A 25,878-nucleotide genomic window follows, 5' to 3' on the forward strand; every position below is an offset into this window, starting at 1 on the left:
CCTCCCTGCTGGTGTACCTGTTGGGAGTATAGTGACGCCCATCAGCAGCCCCCATCTCGTTAACTGAAAACTCAACAAGATGTGAGCGGGTCGACGATCGGCTGGCCCAGTCGAGATGAACCCAAAAAGGGTAGCCTGGCTGGCGCAGTGCTTGGGTGCTGTATAGAGGAATCTGCCTCCGCCAGAGATATTGTTCCGTTCTACCGTACTGGCTGTATAGTTTTTGGTTAGCCATTCCGGTAAAATCCGCGCCCTTATAAGAGAGCCACCTAAGAGTGATTGAGCGATGTCCAACACAAAACAGGCCCCCAAAGTAGGATTCGTCTCCTTGGGTTGCCCCAAAAATCTGGTCGATTCCGAGCGCATCCTGACCCAGCTGCGTACCGAAGGGTACGATGTGGTGCCCAGCTATGATGATGCGGAGCTGGTGGTGGTCAACACCTGCGGCTTTATCGACAGCGCGGTGCAAGAGTCGCTGGAAGCCATCGGCGAGGCCCTGGCCGAAAACGGCAAGGTGATCGTCACCGGCTGCCTCGGCGCCAAAGAGAACCAGATCCGCGAGATCCACCCCAAGGTGCTCGAGATCACCGGCCCCCACGCCTATGAAGAGGTGCTGGGTCACGTCCACAAATACGTGGCCAAGCCGACCCACAACCCCTTCACCAGCCTGGTGCCGGCCCACGGCGTCAAGCTGACCCCGCGCCACTACGCCTATCTGAAGATTTCCGAAGGCTGCAACCACCGCTGCACCTTCTGCATTATCCCCTCCATGCGCGGGGATCTGGTGAGCCGCCCCATCGGCGAAGTGCTGGCCGAAGCCAAGCGCCTGAAAGAAGCCGGCGTCAAAGAGATATTGGTGATCTCCCAGGACACCTCCGCCTATGGCGTCGACGTCAAGCACCGCACCGGTTTCTACGACGGCATGCCGGTCAAGACCAGCATGGTGGCCCTGTGCGAAGAGCTGGCCAAGCTCGACATCTGGGTACGCCTGCATTACGTCTACCCCTACCCGCACGTGGATGACGTCATACCGCTGATGCGCGACGGCAAGGTACTGCCTTACCTCGACATTCCACTGCAACACGCCAGCCCGCGCATCCTCAAATTGATGAAGCGCCCGGGTACCGTCGAGCGCACCCTGGAGCGGATCCAGAAGTGGCGCGAGATCTGCCCCGAGATCACCCTGCGTTCCACCTTCATCGTCGGCTTCCCCGGCGAGACCGAAGAAGAGTTCCAGATGCTGCTGGACTTCATCGACAAGGCGGAACTGGACAGGGTCGGCTGCTTCAAATACAGCCCGGTCGAGGGTGCCAAGGCCAACGAACTGCCGGATCCTGTGCCGGAAGAGATCCAGGAAGAGCGCTTCCAGCGCTTCATGGAGCTGCAGCAGCAGGTCTCCATCCGCAAGCTGGCTCGCCGGGTCGGCAAAGAGATGACAGTGCTGATCGACGAGGTGGACGAAGAGGGTGCCACCGGCCGCTCCTTCGCCGATGCCCCCGAGATCGACGGCTTGGTCTACCTGAACGGTGAAACCGGCCTCAAACCCGGCGATCTGGTCAAGGTCCGCATCGATGAAGCGGACGAATACGACCTGTGGGCCAGCCTGATAGGCTAAGTCCGCAGTCCATGATGGCACCTGTCCGGCAGGCGCCAATAAAAAGCCAGTCAGTGACCCTGACTGGCTTTTTTATTGATCGCACTAAATGGTTATGCGCGCTGAAGCGGGGAGCAAGCTGCTGCAGATCAGCGCTTCTGACGAGGATTAGATGCCGGTATCCGCCACCATCACCAGAACATGAACGCCTTTATCATTGACCTCCTCAAGGGCCTTGAAACCATGACGGCAATAAACGCCACCGGTCAGGTTCTCGGTTTGCAAGTACAGCTTGCTGATCCCCGCCCTGCGAGCACGGCTGAGGATCTCTGTTACCAGCAAGGAGGCAACACCCTGCCCGCGCGCTTTTTCAACGACATATACCCCACCCAACCAATGCTCGTACTCGGGAAACATCGCCATTTCACGGATCTTGAGCTCCGCAGCCCCCACCCATTCACCGGCCTGGCGGGCCAGTACCATCAGCGGAGCCCGGTCAACCTGGGTGGCCGCCATGACCTTGGCCAGCACCTGCTCTTGAGTAAAGCGACCACTGTCGCGGCACCATTCGTCAAAATACCATGAGGCAACCACACCTGCGGCAGATGGCGCATCCGCCAGTAACAACAACTCCATAAAGCCTCTTTTGCGTATAACCCATGACCTGCAGGGAGGAATGAACACGGCGAGGCCAAGCCCCGGGTAGCGCTGACAGGCGGCGCCCTGGCCGCTGGCAGCGCGTCCCCATGGACCCGCTTGCCCCAGACCAGGTTATCGAATGGATATCATAACCAGCCTGAGAGTGAAAGGCGCCTATGGCTGGAAAGGCAGGCGCAGCCCCATCCATTGGCAGAGCCTGTGATAGGCAGCGAGCAGGCTGTGCTAAGGAGCCGGTAGCCAAGGCGCGCTTTCCCGTCGTCACGCACCACCAAGGAGGCTCACGCCCACCGTTTTCCCATAAAAAAACCTGCTCCGAAGAGCAGGTTTTGCATGTCATTGAGTTGGCTTCAGGTCGCTCAGGCGACGTGCGCCCGACCCTGTATCACATCCCCCCAGGCAGACTGCACCAGGCTGTTGGCCTGACTGTCGAGGCGATTGATCAGTCCCATGTCGCCCGCTTCGGGGGCGAAGCTGCTCATGGCCTGGATCAGGCTGTCGACCGCATGGTGAGAGAGCGCCGTGTAGGCGCGCTCGCCCTCTGCCTGCTGCTCGCCAAGACCTATGACCAGCTGGGCCCGGTTGTCGGCAAAGTAGTTGCTGAAGGTGGCGCTGCCCAGTTGCTCGAACTTGCCCTGCTCGCTCGCCCCGTCGGTGTGACGGTTGACCAGCAGTTGCAAGTCGTAGCCGCTGCGCTTGAACCAGAGATCCCGCCAGCTGACGTCGTTGAAGACGATGAAGTCCTCCTTGCCGATGTCCTGCACCAGATTCTCTATCACCTCGCCACTGAACACGAAGCTGTCGACGCCGGTGCCGCCACTGAAGCGGTTCTGATAACCCCCCAGCACCAGCAGGTCATCGCCGTCCCCGCCATCAAGCTGGCTGAACTTGGCGACCCGGTCGGCGATCAGCCGATCCCGGCCGTCACCGCCCCGGATGCTGGCGTGATAACCCATCAGCTTGACCTGATTGTTGCCATGCTCCGCCAGCAGGCGGTTGTGGTTGCCAAACACAATGGCAACGTCATCCCCCTCACCCAACCGGATCTGGTTGTGATGGCCTATGGTCACCGCAAAGTCCTGATCCGCGCCGGCATCGATCTGGTTGTAGTTGCCGGAGGTGACCAGATAATCCTGGCCAGCGCCCCCTTCCACTATCCCCTCTTCACCGAAGATGAAGGCCTGATCGTTGCCCTCGCCCATGAAGGCGCGGTTGACACGGCCGGCCAGCACGGCGACATCGTCACCCTGCCCGCCAAACATCATGTTCTCCCGTCCCATCATGATGCCAGTGTCCTGACCGGTACCGCCGGTGAAGATGTTGGAGGTACCGGTGGCATAGAAGACATCGTCCCCGCGACCACCCCAGAAGTTGTTGTTGTCGCCGAGGTAAGCCCCCAGATCCTTGCCGTCTCCCCCCCAGTTGAAGTTGTAGTTGCCAAGGGAGACGTGCATGTCGCCATCCCCCTGCAGGTGACCACTGTTGCGCAGGAAGTCGAAGGTCTGCTCCTTCATGTTGAGCAGATCGGCCGTCAGGTTCTGCTTGAGGTTGCTGGCCAGCGCCTTGATCTCCGCCTGCTTGTCGCCGTTGAACAGGGCCGCAAACAGGTTGGGCAGGCTCAGGGCGTTGAAACCGAACGCCTTCTCCTGTGCGGCGGCCGGCTGGGTAGCGGCCTTGGCAGAGCCTTCCCCCTGCTGCACCGACACCTCACCGGGTTTGGCCTCTTCGGGGGCCGCCTCCTGCAAGCCGTGGGTGCGGGCAAAATCGCCGAGGGCATCTGTGCCCAGATCCAGCCCGGCCTTGAGGCTGTCGAGCCACTTGGCAGGATCGGTCAGGCTCTTGAGCTGATCGCCACCAAATTCGGCGATGACCCCCAGCATCTCCTGCAACAGCGCAGGCGCATCGATGGCCGCGCCATCGCGCGCCACCAGCTGACCCCGGGCGTTGTAATCCACGCCGAAGATATCTGCCAGCGTGGTGTCGGCACCGACCCCGGCCAGTCGGCCCAGCAGCCGGTTTTGCAGCTGGCGCGGCAGATCGGTCGGAGTGAAGGTAAAGGTGGTCTTGGCCTGCCCGGTCGACGTGAACTCCTGGGTCAGGATGCCGAACAAGGAACCCAGGTTGGTGTCCAGCATCGCCTGGATGTTGTCACCAAACACAAAGTTCCAGTTGCCCGTGGTGACCTGGATATCGGCCCCCTGCCCGGCAACCGCGAAGTTGAATGCTAGCTTCTCGTTGGCCTGGCGCAGCTTGTCCGCCCGGCTCAGAGGTCCCTTTTCACCCTGACCGCCGCCCAAGACGTGCTGGTTGAACGCCTTGTTGAGGGTCGCTTCCAGATCGCTCTTGAGGCCGCGACTGCTGCGCTCATGGTCGCTGTCCAGAGCCGTGAGCGAGCCGTACTTGACGCTGCTGGTCTGATCCAGCCCGGCCATGTCCGCCACGAACTTGTTGGCCCCAGCCAGGGTCCACTGCTCCCACTGGCTGGAAACCCAGTTCGGCTGAAAGCCGTCACCGGCTATCTGCTGCAGGGCACCGGCGATACGGGCCGCCCCACCAAAGGGGTTGACCATGGGCGGCGTGGGGATGGATTTCTCCAGCATCACGATGAGATCGTTGCTGCGCCCCTGGTTGAAGCTGACGTTGCGTTGGCCCACGAACAGCTGGGCCCCCTCCAACGCCCGGTAACCGGCGATGTCCAGGCTGTGTTTGCTGTCGCCATCCCCGATGTGCACCATGACGTTGTTGTCGCCGAAGGCCAGTGACTTCATGCCCCCCGTACCCACTTTGACACCCAGGTTGCTGGTACCCCAGTTGATGGCGGTAAATTCGCCATCCCCCACGTTGACCTGAATGTTGCCGGAGTAGCTGACGGCATTGTCGGCCTCTCCAGCGGCAGGCTCGGACTGGCGCTGTTTTTCGGGGGCAACGAAGGTCTCGTCGTTGTCGGCGATGGCGCCGCGGGCACGACTCTCGCCGTCACCCCGGCCCACGTTGGCCAGATCGATATCCCCTTCGGCCACGCCGCCGCGCACCAGCTCGGTGTGCGCCACAGGCTCGCCGGCTTCGTTGAGGGTCAGCACCACCTTGTTGCCGGCCACCTTGCGGGCCCAGACATCATCTTCACCACGGGTGTGCTTGCGACCAGCCAGATCGACCGCCACCTCGCTGCTGCGGGCCGATACCTGGGCACTGATCCCCTCGTTTTTCAATGCCTTGATGAAGCGGCTCGCAAACCCTGTCTGCTGGTCGTCGCTCACCAGGGAGCACCCCACCAGGCTGACGTAGCTCGGCTTGCTCGCCACACCCGCCTCTTGCAGGCGCTCGCCGAACCGGCGCAGACGCCCGGCCAGCTCATCGGCACTGTAGCCACTGAGTCGGCTGTTGTTCTGCTCGTCACCGTCACGACCGTGACCCACCACCTGCCAGCGAATATTGCCAGCCAGCTGAGCAGGATCGCCATACACCACCCGATAGTTGCCATCCGCATCCAGCTGCACCACCAGGCTGCGATCGGGGTGCTTGCCCGCCAGACTGGCCGCCGCTTTGGTGGCAACCGGATCATCTTCGGTCTGGATGATGATCTGGCCATCGAAGCGGGTCTCGCCCCCCTGGCGGCCCTGTGTCACCTCAGGCTGCTGCCACTGGGTAACCTGCTGGTTGCGTACCGGCTGATCCGCACCGTCCAGGCCCGCCACCGGCGTCCATTTCCTGGCGACATCGCCGTACTCGACCCGCTGGCTGGCGTCATCCTCCTGCAGGCGGAAGCGGTTGTCCGCATCCACCTTCAGGGCGGGCAGCCCCAGACGGTGGGTAATGCCCGGCACAAAGCCTTCGATCCCCTTGTGAGAGGCAAGGTGCGCGCTGCCGTAGATGGCGACAAACTTCTCGCCAGCCGGCAACTTGCCCAGCACGTCGACGGCGACGTTGTTGGCCGCCCCGGCGCGATACATGAGGCCGTGCTCAGTCCCGGCAATCGCGGGTCTTGCCGTACTGCCGTCGTCCAGCGCCACAATCCGCAGCCCTTTCTCACGCGCTCGCTCGAACAGGGAGGGATCCAGATGCTTGGTTTTCAGCATGGTTGCCAGCTCGGGAGACATGTCTCCCCCCGCCAGATAGCGGTCTATCAGCGGCTGCGCCAGCTCGCCGCGCAGGTGCTCCAGACCGATGACGGTCACCCCCTGCGCCTTGAGGGCATCCATCTGCTCGTGGACGAAGCGCAGACCATTCACGTCGCTGCCATGGGTTTCCCCGATCAGCAGGCCGTTGCGGTTCTCCAGCAGGCGTGACAATTGTCCCGTCAGCGTGCTCTCCTGCGCCACCTGATCGTTCAGATCCCGCAGGGCGTTCCCGGCATAGCGGGCATCCCAGGCCGCTATGTCTGTCTGCTTGCTGCTGTGATAGATATTCTCAACCTGCTCGATGCGGCGTGACTCCAGCTCGCCGAGATAGCGGCGGTCGGCAAACTTGTCCAGCATGATCATCTCGGCAGAGAGCTCGGAGCCGGGCGCCGCCTGCTTGGCTGCCTCCTTGATGAAGTAGACAGTCATCTGGGCAGACTGATCCCCCGTCATGTCCTGCAACTCCTGATAGGAGTAGCCCAGGTGCAGCACCTTGCCGGTCTCGTCCAGCACGGCCTTGCTCAGCAGCCCCTTCGACTGGGCATCTGCCAGCCACGTCTTCAGCTCGCCATACTGCTCGCCGAGCGCGACATGGAAGCTGGCATCAAACGGCAGATCCGCAGGCGCTTGCCCCTGGTATCCCCCCTTGGCCGCCAGATAGGGATCTTGTGCCACCCAGCGCAGCAACATCTGGGTGAGACCCGGATGCTTGCCATTCGCCTCCTCGGCAGCCTTGCCGATGACGAGGGCTGCCAGATCGGGGCGACTCTTGGCCAGTGTCGCGACATCGGCTTGCAGCGACGCCAGCTCACCGCGATAGAGCCCGCCGTTGAGCTGGCTCTGCAGCTTGCTCAGCGCCGGGTTTCTGCCGGAGCCTTCGTGCCTGGTCTGGTAGTCGTCGATCAGCTTGTTCAGCCGCAATGCGGCCTCCACCTGCGCCTGCCCGGTGGCGCCGTGCAGCACGGCGAGCTGATCCAGGATCCCCTGATAAGACTCGCCAATGGGCTTGGCAAATACCTGGGCGGCTTTTTTCAGCTCATCCGGGCTGTAGGCATCGGCAAACAGGCTGGTTGCCCGCTCCTGCGTCATCACTTTGCCCGGCAGCCCCGCCATCGGGCTCTCGTCAAATACCGGCAACTGCAGGATCTCCTGCAGCGTGACCTTGTTGGCAAGATCCTTGGACGGCTTGAAGCGGGCAAGCGCGTCCCCGTTCATCTCGGTCACCCGGAAGAACAGCGGCTTGCCATCCGCTCCCGGCGTCAGGTGGTAGCCGTTCGCCATGTCGAGCCCCTCCTTGCCAAAGAAGCGGGTCATGTAACGACTGAATTTCTCGGCGGAGGAGAACTCGACTATGCCCACATTGGGATCGTAGAAACCGTAGACTCGGCCCGACTCACCCTGCTTGGACCAGGCGGCCATGGCGTGGCCCGGTGCGTCCAGCTCCAGCAAGACGGGGGCGGCGTTCCCCTTGGCGGTCAGCTTGCCGAGCACGCTATCGAGCGAGATGGCGCTCTTGCCTTCCCACTTATCCTTGACGATGTCGTACTTGATGCTGCGCAGGCTGTCGTAGTTGTAGGACGCCGGCGTGTTGTTGTGGATCTCGGCCAGACTGCCCACCAGCTTGCGGGCGTTGTCCAGCTCGGCGGCTGAGTAGCGATCCGGATTGTTGATGACGGCGGCCGCAGAGTAGAGCTTCTCCATCATGCGCCGCGCCAGATCCGGCTGCCCCTCGCTCTCCAGCTGCTTGGCGACCAGCACCAGTTTGGAGAGGGGATCGCAGCGGCCACCGAAGCCGTCATCCGCCAGGTTCAGCAACAGCAACTGGGGAGCCAGATGCTCCCTTGCCAGCGGATCTGCGCCCCCTTGCGAGGCCACGTCACGGAACAGGCGGTTGAACTGTTCAACCTTGGGTTTGATGGTGCTCTTGAGCGCCCGGTTCTCGATCTCCCAGGCGAGCGCCCCCTGCTGCTGTGGCGTCAGGGTCGGCTGGACGAACAGATCGACAAGCTGGGTCATGCTCATGTCGGGCTGGAAGCCGTCAACCACCTTGCCGGCCAGCCCCTGCTGGTAACCCGCGAGGAACGCCTTGGTGGTACGTATATCCTTGGCCACGCCGTTGCTGCCCACCTGTGGGGCGAGCGCCTCCTGGTAGCGCTTGAGATCGCGCTTGATGCCCTCGATGCCCTTGAGCGGCGCCTCGGCACCCGCCTCTGACTGACTGCGGTTGAACAGATCGCCGACTATCTGCTCGGCATATTGGCCCATCAAGCGGTTGCTGGCCAGATGGCCATAGAAGGTCTGCTCACCGCTGACCTGATACCCGGCCACGGCCAGCTTGGCCCGCAGTTTTTCACCCTCGCTGCCAAGCCCTTCGTTGTCGGTCAGCAGCATGATGGGCGTACTCTTGGGCAGGCCGTCGAGGTTTTTCTCTACCGAGAAACGGCCGTTGACCGCCTTGGCAAGCGCCCCGACCAGACCGCCCGGATTGGGCAGCTCATGGGCAGTGATCGCCTTGCTCATGCTGGGCATGGGACGATCGAGCAAGAGGGCGCCCACCGGCTTGCCCTGCTCGGCGGCATAACGGGCCAGATCGGCGGCGATGGGGCCGCCCATGGAGTAGCCGTGGATCAGGATCTTGCCGGGTGCCACACCGCGCTCTTCCACCAGATAGCGGAACATGGTGCGGGCATCCTGATAGACCCCCTGTTCGCTTGGGCCGCCATCGCTGGCACCGTAGCCACGCAGGTTGACCGCCAGCATGTCGATGCCCTGCTTCTGGTAATGGCTGCGAACGGCATCGGCCTGCTCCTCGGCAGAAGAGCCTGAGCCATGCAGGAACAGCACCACCTCGGGCTTGCCATCCTCCTGCGTCCCTTGCCGTTCGGTCCCCTTGTGCAGGTAACCGGACAGGCGGCCGGCGTCCCCTTGCAGGGTCACTTGTGCAGCCTCCCCTTTGCTCACCGCATGGTCGAGCAACTGCCGGGTGATGTCGCCCACCTGGCGGCGCTCATCACGGGTGCCATACAGGTTGTCGTTGAGGAAACGGGTCAGGGGATTGAGCGGCTGCCTGTCTACCGGTGCCGCATCGATATCCAACACGCGAGAAGCATCGCCTCCCGATTTCTTGTCACCCAGGGCTTGCAGACCTGCAGCGTCATCCTGGAGATGCTCAGCAGTGAGCTGGCTCCACGCCTCGGCATGGTTGGCCATCACCCATTCGGCCTTGTGGTTGGCCGATGCGACCTTCTTGGCATTCTTGACGGGGGGGAGCCCCTGGCTCTCCCGATACGCCTGATACCAGCCGTCAAAATCTGCGCTCTGCTCAACCAGGTTGTTGACTGCCGCCACTATGGTGCGCCGGCTGACCGGGTCGAACTGGTCGAGGGTTTTCACCTCCACCCTGGCGGTTGATTCTGACTTGGGCACAAACTGGCTCAGCTCGTTGGGTACCTGACGAAACTCGAACAGGATCGCCGGTTCGGGATGTTTGCTGTCACCCGTAGTGGCATTGTTGATGCCGTGGCCCGCGACTTCGCCGCCGACCTTGAAGTAGTCATAAATGTTCTGTGCCAACCCCGGCGAGTAGGCCGCTTTCAGGGTCGCCAGGATCTGATCCGACACGACCTTTTTGTCATGACTGCTGAGCAGTGCCAACATGGCAACGGGCTTGGTTCTTGGCAGAATTTCCCAGGCATTCTTGACCTTGGGATCTGTCAGCCCCTGCGCATTGGGGGCGATCCCTTCCGAGACAGGATCCCAGTCATTGATATGGAGACCATATTCCCGTGCCAGGTCGGCCGTCTTGCCATAAACGGAGGTTAGATAGGCAAAGACATTTTGCGCGGTGGCCGCATCCTCCAACGGCACATTGGCCGTGTTTGACAGGAAGAGCTCCTTCAACTCGGCGTGATACCAGGGGGCCGACTCCAGCAGACGGATCTCCTGGGACGAACCGGTACCGAACGCCTTCGCACTCACAGCCATGGTCGCCTGTTGACCGCTCGGCGTCATGCCGATGGTCTGCCCCTGACCGTCACGAGAGGCGCCATTGCCAGCGGCGATGACGTGGTTGGCATTGGAGATGACCAGCGTGAAGCGGCCATCCTCGCTGACCAGGTCCGGCAGCTTGGTGTGGTTGGTCTGGCTGATGTGCTGGGTAAACTCTCTGGCGAGCCAGAGCATGGCATCTTTGCGCGCTTCAACCGCCTGGCTGTCCTGTATCTCGCTCGGATAGGTCACCAGCTCTATGGTGTGGGTCTGCCACTGACTGATCCCTTTGACATCGGTGATCCCGGCCGGATTGGTATACCCCCCCTGATTCATGTCTTTGGTCAACATGAACAGCGGCTTGCCAGCCGCATCGTGCACATAACCGAACTTCTGGGCCGAGTTCTTTGGCAAGGCAACCACCAGCCCCGTCAGCTCGTTTTCGATGCCAATGGAGGCGGTATCGAAGTGACTGTTGAAGTCGGGCACGGACTTGCTGCCAGTGCGAGGGCCGTTCAAACCGGTCAAATCAACAGCAGTGGTGGTAAACACCTCATGTCGTTGTACCGGCTTGGCCGCAGCGCTTGCTGCTGGCTCTTCACCCTTCACCTCCGTCGGGGTCGGGGAAACAGGTCGACGCATGCCGGCATTGATCTGCAGGCGGTTGACCGCAGCCAGGGCGCCATCGAGGGCGGACTGCTCCTGTTCGCTCAAGCCATTGGCGGCATCGATGCCCGATGGCTGGGCGCTGGCCGAGACGTCGGTCGACAGACCGCTGGCATCCGGCACATCAAGCTCACCGGCCTGCGGCAACCGCGGTGCCGCCATCGGGCTCTGGCCGTTATTCACTCCCTGATGGCTCGGCTTGTCGCCGCTTTGTTTCAGGCTTGCCGCATTCTGCCTGGCCTGTGTTGCCTGCTGGCTGGCCTGGCTGCTGGCCTGCTCGCCTGCGGCCTGTGCCTGGCTGGCGCTCGACTCGCCCTCTTGCTGCCGCTGCCGGGCATCAGCCTCGCGGGTCAGGGCGTCGAGACGACGCTGTTCGGCCTGCTCGGTCCGGCTCTGCCCCTGCGCCAGGGCCTCGCCCTGCAACTGTTCGCTGCGCTGCTGGCCAGATTTGGACTGGGCCAGGGCGGCCTCGACCTGCCGGTTCTGCTGCTCGCGGCGGGTTTTGGCATCCGCGATCGCCTCGCCTGCCCTGTCGCTGGCCTCTTCCAGATCTTCCTGTGCATCGGTCAACAAGCGGTCGGCAAAACCATTGCGCCAGTGCTGGCCGGACGGGATGGTGGCCGCTTCGGGCTGCTTGAGCTGTTCAAACTGGCGGGCCAGGGTGTCGAGCTGGGCCGTCATGTCGCGCGCTTCCGCCTCGATGACGCCGCGCTGATCTTGACCATTCTCGGCCAGCTTGCCCTCGTCGGTGGCGTCCAGCTGGGCCTGAGCGCCCGAGATGGCGGCGAGCTGCTGCGCCTTCTCCTGCTCCAGCCGCTGTTTGTCGGCATCAGCACTGGCCCGATCGGCTTTGGCCTGAGCGGCGCTGCCGTCTTCCGCCAGCTGGGTACTCACCTGGCCTATCTCGGCCTTGCCAGCCGCAGTGGCGACCACGTTGTCGATGAGGTAGCCAAGGCCGTTGTTCTCCCCCGTGCCCCGGAACGCCAGACTATTGCGGCCCTCTCTGGCAGTCAGGGTCAACTGTTTGGTCTGCCAGCTGTCGGCGTCGCCCTCGCTGGCAAAGACACGCTCGCCGTTCCACAGTACCTCGATGCCGTGCTGCAGCGAGATGTTGGCCCGACGGGCAAAATCGAAGTTCAGAGTGACAGTCTCGCCCGCCTTGAGGCCGGCAAGATCCTGGGAGATTTGGGTATTTCTGTCGGTAGAGAGTTCGCTGACGCGAGCGCCGTGCCCCTCGGTGGCCAGCCCGTAGGCGCTGGCGGAATGATCTGCTTCGATCCCGTCACCGGCATGCTGCCAGCCGTGGGCGCCCTGTTCGAAATCGCCGTTGACGATGAGGTTTTCGCCCCCTCTGGCCAGGCCTTGCTCATCGAGCTGTAACGCCTTGTCCATGGCTTGCTCATCCCGTTCGCCGGTCTGGCTCACCTGACCGGTCAGGCCGCTCGCCAGCGAGGATTTCACCTCGCCAATCTCGTCCAGACCAAAGCCACTCAGGGCCTGTACATCCCCCAAACTGGCCGCTTGTGGCGCCTTGACCGGGCCCTCTTCATCGCCCTGTACCAGGTAGTTGATCACCTGGTTGCCTGCCGCACCGAACAGGGTCTGCTTGATGTTGTCAAACAGGGTGCCGAGCTTGTTGCTGCTGGTGTTGCTGCTGGCGATGGCCAGGCTGTAGAAGTCGCCGTTGCCTATCTTGATGGCCACGTTGTGGCGGGCATAGGCCGCCGTGACGTCGAGCCCGTCGCCGATCTGGACATTGGCATTGCCCTTGCCCTTCATGACGGCGACGTTGAGCCCGTCCCCCACCTTGGTATTGAGGTTGTAATCACCCCAGGCCAGGTTGATGGAGGTGCCATCGCCGACCTTGATGTTGTTGTTGAACTTGCCGTAGGCGGCGGTGACGCTCAGGCCATCCCCCACTGTGGTGGTCTGGTTGACCTCCCCCTTGGCGAGGGTGACCTGGATACCGTCTCCCACCCGGGTGACGACGTTGGCCTTGCCGAGCAGGGCCTGGTAGCTCTCGCCATCCCCCACCTGGGTGACTATGTTTGCATCCCCCTTGGCCAGCACGACCTGACGGCCATCCCCCACCTTGGTGATGATGTTGGCGCGACCCCAGGCACCTGTGTAACTGTCACCGTCACCAACCTGGGTGACCAGGTTGGCCTCCCCTTGCAGCACCGCCAGCTCGCGGCCATCGCCGACCTTGGTCAGCACGTTGGCGCGGCCCTTGGCGAAGCTGTAACGGTCACCGTCACCGACCTGGGTCAGCAGGTTGACATCCCCCCAGGCCCCCTGCACCACCAGGCCATCGCCCACCTTGGTGATCAGGTTGGCGCGGCCCTTGGCCAGGCCTATGGTGCTGCCGCCACCGACATGGGTCATGACGTTGCCCACCTCGGAGATAAGCAGGCCCACTGTGGTGCCGTCACCTATCTTGGTCAGCAGATTGCCCTTGCCCCACAGCACGGCGGCCGTGGTGCCATTGCCCACGTGGGTCAACACGTTGGCATCGGCCTTGGCAATTGCGCCGAGGAAGTCATCCCCGACCTTGGTGATGATGTTGGCTTTGCCCAGCGCCAGTACCCCGGTCAGACCGCTGCCCACATGGGTCACTATGTTGGCCTTGCCAAACAGGGCCGCCAGGGTGGTGCCATCACCCACCTTGGTCATCACGTTCAGCTCGCCGGCGAACAACCCCAGACTGGTGCCGTTGCCGATGTGGCTGTAGATGTTGGCCTTGCCAATCATCAGCGCAGCGGTCAGGCCATCGCCCACCTTGGTCATCAGGTTCGCCTGCCCCAGCATGGCGGCGAAGGCCTCACCAAGACCAACATGGGTGAAGACGTTGGCATTGCCCACCATGGCAGCCAGCGTCATGCCGTTGCCCACCTTGGTCGCCAGGTTGCCCTGGGCCAGCATCAGGGCGACGGTCAGGCCGTCACCGACATGGGTGAAGACGTTGGCCTTGGCCACCATCAGCGCCAGGGCATTGCCATCCCCCACCTTGGTGAAGACGTTGGCCACACCGCCCATCAGGGCCCAGGCGTCGCCCTGACCTATCTGGGTAAACAGGTTGCCCGCGCCTATCATGGCGGCAATGGCCGTGCCGTCACCCACCTTGGTGAACAGGTTGCCAACGGCACCCATGACCCCCAGGGTGGCGCCATCGCCGACATGGGTCAGCACGTTGCCCGCCCCCAGCATCACGGCAGAGAGATCGCCATCACCGACCCGGGTCAGCACGTTGGCCGCCCCCAGCAGCAGCGCCTGGGTATCACCCCGGCCAATCTGGGTCAGCACATTCACGCCGCCTCCCAGGATGGCCTGCACCTTGCCGTTGCCCTTCTTGGTGAGCACGTTGGCGCCCCCCAGCAGCACGGCGCGGGTATCGGCAGCCTCGTCCCCCTGGCTGATGTGGGTCAGCACGTTGGCGCCCCCCAGCAGTCCGGCGGTCAGCTGGCCGGCACCCAGCTTGGTCAGCACGTTGGCACCGCCGACCAGCATAGCATCGAGCTGCCCCTCACCGGCCTGGGTCAACACGTTTGCCCCACCACCAGCCAGCCAGAGACCATTGCCATCGCCGATCTGGGTGTGAGTGTTGTAACCGCCCAGCATCACGACCTGGCTGTCGCCACGCCCCTGCTGCACCGAGATGTTGCCATAGGCCAGCAGGCGGGCCAGATACTCCCCGTCCCCGCTGCGTACCAGCACGTTGGCCGCGCCAACGGCATAGACATCCATCTTTCCCTGCGCGCCCTGATGTACCAGCACGTTGGCAAGACCCGCGCCACGGAACACCAGATCGCCGCGCTGACCGCGCTTGATCAGCACGTTGGCGGCCCCGGCGCCGTTGAAGTGGATGTTGCCCTCGGTCACGTCGGACTCGATGACGTTGCCGCCACCGGCGCCGTCGAAGAAGATGTCGCCCTTGCTCTTGCCGCCGCCTTGCTGGCGGGGGAGCAACGGCTGGGAGTCAAACTCCCGGGTGGCAGGCAGCCGATCCGACACCGCAGTCACTGTGTCGAGCTGGTAGTGCACCTCGCTCAGGGAGTAGCCCCCCGTGCCCATGGCGCTGAAACCCGTCTGCTCCGAGATGACCTGATCGGCCAGGCTGGCAATGTGGTTGCCCTCCTTGTACCAGGCCCTGGCCAGGTACTTGAGCGCACCGGTTTCCCTGTCGTTGGCCAGCTCCACCACCACTATCTTGGTGTAGGGGCCAAGCTGCTTGGCAAACACATAGGTGTTGGCCTGCGCCCGGGATTTCACCGCGCTGACAGCAACCTTGGTGCCATCTTCATAGATGGCATGACCACTCATGTTGGCCGTGGAGAGGGTGACATCAGCGGCGGCCACACTCACGCCACCGCCGTAGTTGATCCAGCTGTTTTCGGTCAGATCCGCTTCCACCGCCTGCAGTGTGATGCGCTGACGCCGTTCAAACACCAGATCCGTCAGGCGATAAGCGCCGTCGGTCCGGGTCGAGGTAAACCCTTGCTGTTCATTGATCTGGCGGCTGGCCAGGCTGGCGAGGTGATCACCCTCCTTGTACCAGGAGGTGGAGAGGTAACGCAGGGGACCCTGCTCGCCCTCGTTGGAGAGTTCGACCCGGTTTATCTTGGTGTACATGCCATCGAAGAAGGCAAACAGGTAGGTATTGGGTTGCAGGGTCGACTTGATGGCCGTGACCGCCTGGGACTTTTGAATCCAGCTACCGCCCATGGTGGCCGTGGTCAGCACTATCTCGTCGGCACGGGCGCCCGCAAAGGGCGAGCTGTCGCTGCCAGACCCCTTGCGGGAGAGGTGGTTGTACCCCCCGGCCCCCTTGAAGTGAATATTGCCCTCGGCCACATCGGAGAGCAGCCGGTTGTAACCCCCGACGCCGTTGAAGTGAATATCACCACGGGTCTGCAGATAGGCATCATCCTCATGGCGCAGACGGGAGATCTCGTTCCAGCCGCCGGCGCCGTTGAAGGCGATATCCCCCTCGCGTCCCTTGCGAAACACCTTGTTGTAGGCGCCGGCCCCGTTCAGGGATATGTTGCCGGATTCCACCAGGGAGCTGATGATGTTGGCCGCGCCGGCACCATGGAAGCTGATGTTGCCGTGCGACCCCTGATACTGGCTGTGCCAGGTACGATCTATCTTGTTGGCCGCCCCGGCACCGCTGAAGGTCAGATCGCCCCTGTCAGTCTGGTGCCAGAGCTTACTGTAACCCCCGGCCCCCTCGAAGCTGACGTTGCCACTGATCCCCTTGCGGGTCAGGAAGTTGGCAAGAGCCGCCCCCTGATAGCGGATGTCGCCCTCGCGCCCCTGGTGATCGATATTGGTGCCGCCGCTGGCGCCGGCAAAGTGGATATTGCCTGACTCGGACTTGCTGATGTCCGCGTAGCCCGCTGCCCCCTTGACGGTCAGGTTGCCGGAGTCGTCGACCACCTTGAGGTAGGCGGCGCCGCCGTACACGCTGTCATTGCCCGTGCCGGTATAGACGGTGGCGCCAATGGAGCCGATCTTGATGGTGTCGTCACCGCCATAGGCACGGATGACGCCGCCGAAGCCAAAGGCATTGATGTCATTATTGCCATCATCTGCCGTGTAATTACCGGTAAAGAAGTACTCAATACTTCTCCATACACTCTTTCCCATGTATTAGCTCATTATGATTAAATGGAAAACCACTGCACCCTGCGCACACAATGGCCAAGTTCGGCATGAACATGACCGCGCACGGTACAGACCCGCTGCCCTTTCCATGGCAGAAATATCCGGCGACGCAGATCGCTCACCACGGCGCGGGCATGTCCGTATGGCGCTATCATCTCCGGAATAAAAATATGGTCGCCAGATTGCCAATCCTCACGGATCAGCTCCCGCTCGGCGGCCAGCAAGGTGTCACGAATGGATAAAGAGACAAACGCCCAGTTGCAAAATGCAACCGGGCGCCCGTGTGAGTCTTCATAATAGCTGAACTGGTTCAATTCGAAGGCAGGCAATATTCGCTGCTGCCACTCGGCGACGGAATAACGCCGGTGCAGGGAGGAGTGCTGACTCAGCAACATGACTCCCCCCAGCATATGTTGATTTTGTTGCCAGTTCGGTTCCGTTGATTGCAATACCAAGCTCATTGGATCCCCAACCGGAACATTATTTTTTCTTGCGCGGCGCGGCCTGTGCTGTGGCAGCCGGTGCGATTTGCTGCTCGTCAGAAGGGGCTGCCGGGATCAGGCCTGCGGCGATCAACTTGTCAAACTCGGCGGCCATGCGCGGATCTTCAAGCATGTTTTTTATCATTGAAACCATATACATAAAGCCAGCGGCAGGCATGTGGACCGTCTGTTTCAGCGCCAACTCGTTGTCACTTTCTGCCATGACCCCTTGCGCCATCTTCAGCGGATCTTGTCCAACGAAATAGAGGGAGAAGATCCCCTTGTTATAGTTGACGCTGGATACTGTCTGTACAAACTGCTCTGTCATATAAATTCCATTATCAATAAATATAAAGAAAAACAAAAATTAAAAATAACAACCCAAGCAAGACAACATGGGCTTAACATTTCGCATTTCACTATATTTACCATATTTGAAATTATTATCATGTTCAATTAAACAATGACCTAAAAAATAGAGCAAATACGTCAAAAAAGATGTCAACTCAATCATCAAGGTTAATAAGTCCATATCCAAAGATTAGCCTGACACAGTACTCAACCCAGCACTTCTATTATGAGATTTGTCAGCCAATGTAATATTTGACAGTAAAATAATGGCTCGCTAGTATGCGCGCCCTGCCTGCAACAGGCCACCTTGCCCCATATAAACAGGAGGGGTGTCACAGCGGCAAACGGATATTATTATGACGGCGAGTGAAGAGTCTGTTTTAGCGTGTATCAATATTATTATCGGGATGCTGGGTTGTCCCTCTCAAGATATAGCACCCACGCCAGACGACACCTTTGACAATATTGTCGATACGCTACAGCAACAGACAGGAACCCGCATTCGTCAGCGTCATGTCCCCCCTCGAAAACTCGATAAACTGGCCCTGCCGGTGGTACTGCTGAGCCCCTCTGGCGAGGCGTTCGTGCTGGCCCAGCGCCAGGGTGAGCAGGCGCTGATCCTGGACCCGGCAGTGGGCAAGCCGCAAGTCATAGCACAAGACGAACTGCTGGCACGCTGGGAGGGCCGTCTGCTCGAGGTCGGTAAACGGCAGAGTCGCTTCGACATCCGCTGGTTCATCCCCGCCTTCTTGCAGCAAAAACGCCTGCTCGGCGAGATACTGCTGTTCTCACTGGTGTTGCAGATCCTGGCGCTCATCTCACCGCTCTTCTTTCAGGTGGTGATGGACAAGGTGCTGGTGCATCAGGCCTGGGCAACCCTGGATGTGCTGGTGTTCGGGCTGCTGATCACGGCCCTGGTGGAGGTCTGTCTGCGAGGGCTGCGGGAATACCAGTATGCCCACACCGCCAACCGGATCGATATCCAGCTCGGGCTGCGCATGGTGCAGCACCTGTTTGCCCTGCCCCTGCTCTATTTCAAGAGTCGCCAGGTGGGCGCCATTGTGACCCGGGTGCAGGAGCTCAACACCATCCGCGAATTTCTGACCGGCACCCTGTTCACCCTGACGGTGGACGTGCTGTTCATGTTTGTCTTCCTGGCCGTCATGGCCAGCCTCTCCGGCATGCTCACCCTGGTGATCCTGCTCTCCATTCCCGCCTATGTGCTGATCGCCTGGTGGATCACGCCGCGCATGCAACAGGCGGTCGAGCAGCAATTCGGCCATGCGGCCACCAATACCGCTTTCTTGAACGAGACGGTCGCCGGGGCCGAGACCCTGAAAAGCCTGGCGCTGGAACCGCGTTTCGTGCGGCGCTGGGATGAGCAGACCCGCCAGATGGTGGAAGCGGGCTACCGGGTACAGCAACTCAACAATGCCTCCCAGCACGGGGTCATGTGGCTGCAAAAACTGGTGACAGTCATAGTGCTCTGGCTCGGTGCCAGCGAGGTGATCGCGCTGCAGCTCACCATAGGCCAGCTCATCGCCTTCAACATGATGGCCAGTCACGTGGCGCAGCCGCTATCGCGCCTGGTCGAGTTGTGGGGCCAGTTCATCCAGACCCGGATCGCGGTAGACAAACTCGGTGACATGCTCAACCTCCCCCCGGAACATCAACGCGATGGGGATGGCCGCATCCACGCCGGCGCCATAGTGCTCGAGCGGATACATTTTCGCTATCAGCCGGATGCCCCCCTCATCATCGACGATCTCTCCCTCGCCCTGGCGCCCGGCGAGACGCTGGGGATTGTCGGAGGCTCCGGCTCGGGCAAGAGCACCCTGGCCAGCCTGCTGCTGCGGCTCTATCAGCCGGAGCAGGGGCAGATCCTCATCGATGGCCAGCCCATCCAGCAAATTCCCCTCCACCACCTGCGCCAGCAAATGGGGGTGGTATTGCAGGAAAACCACCTGTTCAACAAGTCGGTACGCGACAACATAGCCCAGTCGGTGCCCCACGCCAGCCTGGACGACATCATCCGAGCCGCTACCCTGGCTGGCGCCCACGACTTCATTTTGCGGCTGCCCCTTGGTTACGACACTGTGCTGGCGGAAGGGGGCAGTTCGCTCTCCGGCGGCCAGCGCCAACGGCTGGCCATCGCCCGCACCCTGCTGGCCGATCCCAGGATCCTCATCTTTGACGAGGCCACCAGCGCCCTGGATGACGAATCCCAGGCGCTGATCCAGCACAACATGCGCCACATCGCCAGCGGCCGCACCGTCATCACCATTGCCCACCGCCTCTCCACAGTGCGCTACTGCGACCGCATCATAGTCCTGCAGCGCGGCAAGATAGTGGAGCAGGGCGACCACGCCAGCCTGCTGGCACTGGGGCAGCACTACGCCCGCCTGTGGCAGCTGCAACAAGACTTGCACGAGGAGACCCCATGAATCTGCGCACCTGGCTGAACCGCTGGCGCCGACCCGGTCCAGCCCGGCAGCAGGAGACCCACTACGGCTTCCTGCCCGCCCATCTGGCGCTGGCCGAGACGCCGCCCTCCCCCTTTGCCCGCATCACGGCGCTCACACTGAGCGCCGGTGTGTTGCTGACCCTGCTCTGGGCCTGCTGGGGCCAGCTCGACATCCAGGCCACCGCCAGCGGGCGCCTGTTGGTCTTTGGCCGCAGCCAGATGATCCAGTCCTACGAGCAGGCCAGGGTGATCGGCATTCACGTGGAAGATGGCCAGGCGGTCGCCGCCAACGCGCCGCTGCTGACCCTCAACACTTTGGGGGTCAGCCAGGATCTGAGCCGGTTGCGCGAGCAACAGGCATTCCAGTACCAGACCCTGATCCGTTATCAGGCGCTTTATGGCAACGAAACCGTCACCCAGCACCCCGACTACGCCAGGCTCACCCCGGCGCAGCAACAGGCGCTGGCGGAGAACCACCAGAGCGAGCTGCACGAATACCAGAGCACCCTCAACAACCTGCAGGCCGAGCTTGGGGTCAATCAGGCCAATCAGGCCGCCCGACGGGGAGACATGGCCTCCCTCACCACCCTGCTGGCCAACATCCGGCCCCGCCTGCAGGCGCGCCAGACCCTGAGTCGGTCCCAGGCCATCTCACGGGTGGAGTATCTGGAGCAGGAGAAGGAGCTGCTGGAAACCCAGCGCCAGCTCGCCCAGCAGCGGGCCGAGCTCGAGGTGCTGCAATCCCAGCAGCAGAGCCTGCAGGAGCGGCTGGCCGGCTTCAAGGCGCAGAAACAGCGGGAGTGGATCGAGAAACGCCAGCAGGCCCAGCTGCAGCTGACCGCCATCGAGCAGGAACTCGCCAAGCTGAGCGAGCGGGAGCACCTGGAAGTCATTCGCGCCCCGGTGGCGGGCACTGTGCAGCAGCTGGCCATCCACACCCAGGGCGCCGTTGTGCAGCCGGCCCAGCAGTTGCTGGTCATAGTGCCCAACGAGGGAGTCCAGTACGCCGAGGTGAAGATCCTCAACAAGGACATAGGCTTCGTGCACGAAGGGCAGACGGTCAGCATCAAGGTGGATGCCTTTCCTTATACCCGTTACGGCACCATAGACGGCGAGCTGGTCAGCGTGTCGCGCGATGCCACCACGGATGAGCAACTGGGGCTGGTCTTTCCCGCCAGGGTCAAGCTGAGCCGGGGCGAAATGCAGATAGACAATCAGCCGGTGCGGCTCACCCCGGGCATGTCGGTGGTGGCCGAGGTCAAGACGGACAGGCGCCGGGTGATCGACTACCTGCTGAGCCCGATCCGGGAATACCAGGCCGAGGCACTGCGGGAGCGATGACAATGACACAGGCTTTGCCGACCTTCGAGTCCCCCGTGAACGAGCCAGCCCCCATCGCCAATGGCGCCCTCACCGCCCTCGCCCACGCGGCCCATCAGCTGATGATGGCCGCGGATGCCGGGCAACTGGCCCACGCCATGGGTTGCGATCTGGCGCCGGAAGATCTGACAGTGCGCGAGGCCGCTGCCCGGCTCGGCCTGCGCAGCGCCCTGTCACAGGGGCCGGGCTGCCCGCTGGCGGCGCTGCCACTGCCGGCCCTGCTCAAGCGGGAGGGGCGCTGGTACACCATCACAGCCATCGAGCCTGAGGGCTGGCAGCTGTTTGATCCGGCGACCGGCACCAGCAGCCTGCAACCGCTGCCGAACCTCACACAGGCGGCACAGTGGCACTATCTATTGCTGGCCCAGCAGGATCTCACCCCGGCCGAGGTCAAGTTCGGGCTGGGCTGGTTCAGCCCGGCGGTACTGCGCCAGCAGAAGCAGGTGCGAGACGTCTTCTGCTTCGCCATCGTGCTGCAGCTCATTGCCCTTGCCAGCCCGCTGCTGTTTGAGAACATCATCGACAAGGTGCTGGTGGGGCGCAGCCTCGGCAGCCTGCAGGTGCTGGCCCTGGCCATGCTGGCACTGGCCTGCGCCGAGCCGCTCTACAGCTTTCTGCGCGGCCAGGTGTTCGGTCATCTGGCCAACCAGGTCAACGCCGAGCTGTCCGGCAAGCTCTATCGCCATCTGGTCGGCCTGCCCATCGACTATTTCAAGGCGCGCCAGACCGGCCAGATTATCGCCCGGGTCAAGGAGATGGCCCAGATCCGCCAGTTCCTCACGGGCTCCACCCTGATGCTGGTGCTGGACCTAGTATTCATCCTGCTGTTTGTCGGCGTCATGTTCCATTACGCCCCCGTGCTGACCGGCTGCGTGCTGGGCTCCTTGCTCATCTATTTTCTGCTGTGGCTGCTGATTGGCCCTCTGGTGCGCAAGCGGGTCGAGGCCGAGTACCAGGCAGATGCCGATGCCACCAGCTTCCTGACCGAAGCGGTCACCGGCATCGAAACCATCAAGACCACGGCCACGGAGCCACGCTTTTATCAGGAGTGGCAACGCCTGCTGGCGCGCCAGTTGCGGCGGGGATTTCAGGCCAGAAAGGTGGGGCTTGCCGCGGGACAGGGCATAGATCTGGTGCAAAAACTCACCGCCGCTCTGCTGCTCTGGCTCGGGGTCGGCGAGGTGCTGAACGGCAGGCTGAGTCCGGGGGAGCTGGTGGCCTTCAACATGCTGGCGGGCCACGTCACCCAGCCGGTGCTGCGGCTGGCCCAAGTGTGGCAGGACTTTCAGCACACCCTGATCGCCCTGCGCCGGGTGGGGGACATACTCGACGAGGCGCCCGAACACGGCAATGGCGGGCTCGCCTCCGTCCCCGCTCTCGAGGGGGCCATCGAATTTCGCCACATCCGCTTTCGCTACCAGCCGGATGCCCCCGAGGTGCTGGCCAATCTCTCCCTCTCCATCGAACCCGGGCAGTTCATCGGCATCACGGGCCCTTCCGGCTGTGGCAAGAGCACCCTTACCCGCTTGCTGCAACGGCTCTACGTACCCCAGCACGGTCAGGTACTGGTCGACAACATGGATCTCGCCATCGCCGACCCTGTCTCATTGCGCCGCAACATGAGCGTGGTGCTGCAGGAGAGCATTTTGTTTTGTGGCTCGATCGCCGACAACATCCGCATCTGTCGCCCCGATGCCAGCCAGGCCGAGGTGGAACAGGCGGCGCAGCTGGCCGGCGCGCTCGGCTTTATTCGCGAGCTGCCTCAAGGCTTTGGACAACAGGTAGGAGAAAAAGGCGCCCGCCTGTCTGGCGGGCAACGCCAGCGCATCGCCCTGGCCCGCGCCCTGCTGGCCAACCCCAGGATACTGCTGCTCGACGAGGCCACCTCGGCCCTCGATTACGAATCCGAGGCTGCCATCATGGCCAACATGGCTGCCATTCGCCGTGGCCGCACCCTGATCAGCATCGCTCATCGCCTCAATACACTCCGCCATGCTGACCGCATCCTGGTAATGGATGAGGGGCAGATAGTGGAGTCCGGCAGCCATGATGAGCTGCTGGCACAACAGGGGCTCTATGCCCGATTGTGGCGTCAGCAAACCGAAGACCAGGCCGAGTCAGCCGCAATCCCGCCCAGCTAGTGACTCAAAGGTCAATAAAGGTTCCCCCCGATTCAGTCCCGATACAGGCGCGCCTGCTAGGATCCGGATTGACTCGCCCTGGCATAAACCCTCTAATTGACAGCCTGGATTCCCATGATCGCGCACCTAATGAAAATATTGTTGGTCGAAGACGACAAGCTGCTCAATCACCACCTTGCTACCCTGCTGACCGAGGCCCAAAATCAGGTCCACAGCACGGACAACGCCCAGGTGGCCCTGCATTACGCCACCGATTATCCCATAGACGTAGCCATCATAGACTTGGGGCTGCCGGACATGGACGGCCTGCAACTCATCAGGCAGTTGCGCGAGCGGCAGATCCCCTTCCCCATCATAGTGTTGACCGCCCGGGGCAACTGGCAGGACAAGGTGGAAGGACTGGAGGCCGGTGCGGACGACTATCTGGTCAAGCCTTTCCAGAAGGATGAGTTGCTGGCTCGCCTCAATGCCTTGGTGCGCCGCAGCGCCGGTTTCATCTCCCCCAGGGTCAAGGCGGGTGACTATGAGCTGGATCTCTCCCGCAAGGAGCTGACCATTGGCGGCGATCCTGTGGTGCTCACCAGCTTTGAATACCTGATCCTCGAGTACCTGATGCGCAACGCCCGCCAGGTGGTCTCCAAGCAGCAACTGCTGGACCAGCTCTATGGCGATGGCGAGGGTGATCCCAACACCATAGAGGTGATGGTGAGCCGACTGCGCAAGAAGCTGGACCCGGAGGGGAACATACAGCCCATCTCCACCATCCGGCGCCAGGGTTACATCTTCAACCTCTCGTGCAACTGATGGGTCTTCGCTTGTTGTCACGCCCCATGCAGCTGCTGCAGCGCTCGCTCCACATCAAGCTGATGCTGAGCGCCATGCTGGTCATAGCGCTCATCATGGCCTTCTCCGTCTATATCCTCTATCTGGGTCACACCGAAGAGCAGGCCCAGAAGGCCAGCACCCGCATGCAGGAGAACCTCTCCAAGCTGTTCTCTTCCAAGTTGCCGGAACCCCACTCCACAACCGATCTTGGCAAGATAACGCCGGATGCCATCGACCCCAATCTGGATACCCTGATCTGCCGGGCGGATGGCCAGCTGAGCTGGTCCAGCCTGCACATGCCAGAGGTGGTCCAGGCCAGGGACACCATCTGTCAGGATCTGATGAATTACCTGGGCGGACTGGATCAGGATTACTTCTTCAAGCGCCACACCATCAAGAACGGCGAGAGCTACTTCATCTACAGCCTGCGTTTTCTGCGCAATCACGGCGATGGCCCCACCACCTACTATGTGGTGATGGTCGATTCGGCCAAGCGTTATCTGGCCCAGACCCGCAACTACCTCTACCAATGCATTCGTCAGGCACTGCTGGCCTACTCACTGCTCGGTGCCCTCTTGCTGCTCACCAGCTTCTGGAGCCTCACCTCCTTGCGCACCATGGCGCGCCAGATAGACGAGATCAGGGCGGGCAAGCGAGAGGCACTCTCCAATGACTACGAGCGGGAGCTGACGCCACTGACCGAGTCGGTCAACCAGTTGCTGGAGAACGAACGCCAGCAGAGCCAGCGCTATCAGCACGCCTTGAACGATCTGGCCCACAGCCTGAAAACCCGGCTGGCCCTGATCCAGATAACGGCGCAGGAGGTCAAGCTGGGGCACGACATCCACGACAACATCAATGAGCAGATCCTGACCATGGATCAGATCATCCAGTACCAGCTGCGCCGCGCCGTCACCGGCCGCCAGCGCCTCGCCAGCAAGGGCACAGAGCCGGTGCCGCTCATCGAAAAGCTGCTGGCCAGCCTCGCCAAGGTCTATCGCCACAAGAAACTGCAAACCCGCTTCAAGTTCGATGACGACGTCTTCTTTGCCGGTGAACAGGGGGATCTGATGGAGCTGATGGGCAACCTGCTGGATAACGCCTTCAAGTTCGCCATCAGCGAAATCCAGGTCACTGTGAGTCGCCGCCTGGATCGCCTGCGCATAGAGATTGAGGACGATGGCCCCGGCATAGACCCGGACAGATCGCAACAGATCTTCCAGCGCGGGGTGAGAGCAGACAGCTCACCCGGCCAGGGCATAGGCCTGGCTGTGGTCACCGAGATAGTGCACAGCTACGGCGGCCAGATCATGGTGGATGAGTCCCCGCTGGGGGGCGCCCGCTTTACCCTGGACCTGCCTTAAGTCACTCGGCTCATGCCGCCTCACGCCAGCCCATTCAGCACGCCTGCCCCTTCGCAGGCGTGCTTGCTGTTGCCTTCCTCTTGATGCCCAGATAGACACCCGCAACCCTCGTCATATCGATCACATATCAGCAAGGAAGCGACACACAAAAGCAGGATGCAGATCAGAAGATAAAAAAAACCGGC

Annotated in this window: 10 protein-coding genes; 6 read left to right on the forward strand and 4 right to left on the reverse strand. The window is 61.9% G+C overall.

The window, feature by feature from the left end; genetic code table 11:
- Positions 1 to 286: 286 nt before the first annotated feature.
- On the forward strand, positions 287 to 1,615 hold the full coding sequence (gene rimO, locus AC1P02_RS20715) for a 30S ribosomal protein S12 methylthiotransferase RimO (protein ID WP_096118139.1): 1,329 nt from the start codon (positions 287 to 289) through the stop codon (positions 1,613 to 1,615).
- A gap of 147 nt (positions 1,616 to 1,762) precedes the next feature.
- Here rimO and AC1P02_RS20720 read toward each other — a convergent pair whose 3' ends face one another.
- The 4 genes from AC1P02_RS20720 to rtxH form a co-directional block, all read right to left on the reverse strand.
- Complete coding sequence (locus tag AC1P02_RS20720; RefSeq protein ID WP_096118138.1) at positions 1,763 to 2,230, reverse strand: GNAT family N-acetyltransferase; 468 nt, start codon at positions 2,228 to 2,230, stop codon at positions 1,763 to 1,765.
- Between the two features lie 380 nt (positions 2,231 to 2,610).
- On the reverse strand, positions 2,611 to 16,668 hold the full coding sequence (gene rtxA, locus AC1P02_RS20725; protein WP_485183218.1) for an MARTX multifunctional-autoprocessing repeats-in-toxin holotoxin RtxA: 14,058 nt from the start codon (positions 16,666 to 16,668) through the stop codon (positions 2,611 to 2,613).
- Positions 16,669 to 16,685: 17 nt separating this feature from the next.
- Positions 16,686 to 17,081: a protein-lysine palmitoyltransferase gene (locus tag AC1P02_RS20730; protein WP_269768382.1), complete on the reverse strand. Its 396-nt coding sequence runs from the start codon at positions 17,079 to 17,081 to the stop codon at positions 16,686 to 16,688.
- An 85-nt stretch (positions 17,082 to 17,166) separates the two neighbouring features.
- The gene (gene rtxH / locus AC1P02_RS20735; protein ID WP_241280350.1) at positions 17,167 to 17,496 is read right to left on the reverse strand and encodes a protein RtxH; all 330 of its coding nucleotides are present in this window, start codon (positions 17,494 to 17,496) and stop codon (positions 17,167 to 17,169) included.
- A 379-nt stretch (positions 17,497 to 17,875) separates the two neighbouring features.
- Between rtxH and AC1P02_RS20740 the strand changes: the two genes are divergently transcribed.
- The 5 genes from AC1P02_RS20740 to AC1P02_RS20760 all read left to right on the forward strand — a co-directional run bounded on the left by AC1P02_RS20740 (position 17,876) and on the right by AC1P02_RS20760 (position 25,693).
- Entirely contained in the window at positions 17,876 to 19,963 is a 2,088-nt protein-coding gene (locus tag AC1P02_RS20740; protein WP_485183220.1) for a peptidase domain-containing ABC transporter, read from the forward strand.
- Positions 19,960 to 21,324, forward strand: a complete 1,365-nt coding sequence (locus tag AC1P02_RS20745; protein ID WP_282789935.1) for an HlyD family type I secretion periplasmic adaptor subunit — start codon at positions 19,960 to 19,962, stop codon at positions 21,322 to 21,324. The genes AC1P02_RS20740 and AC1P02_RS20745 overlap by 4 nt, the downstream gene beginning before the upstream one ends.
- 2 nt (positions 21,325 to 21,326) lie before the next feature.
- On the forward strand, positions 21,327 to 23,504 hold the full coding sequence (locus tag AC1P02_RS20750) for a type I secretion system permease/ATPase (RefSeq protein ID WP_485183223.1): 2,178 nt from the start codon (positions 21,327 to 21,329) through the stop codon (positions 23,502 to 23,504).
- 129 nt (positions 23,505 to 23,633) lie between these two features.
- Positions 23,634 to 24,308, forward strand: a complete 675-nt coding sequence (locus AC1P02_RS20755; protein WP_270687912.1) for a response regulator — start codon at positions 23,634 to 23,636, stop codon at positions 24,306 to 24,308.
- Positions 24,308 to 25,693, forward strand: a complete 1,386-nt coding sequence (locus tag AC1P02_RS20760) for an ATP-binding protein (RefSeq protein ID WP_034523497.1) — start codon at positions 24,308 to 24,310, stop codon at positions 25,691 to 25,693. Before AC1P02_RS20755 ends, AC1P02_RS20760 begins: the two co-directional genes overlap by 1 nt.
- Positions 25,694 to 25,878 lie beyond the last annotated feature (185 nt).

The sequence above is a fragment of the Aeromonas sp. TS_SC_11 genome (assembly GCF_057318915.1).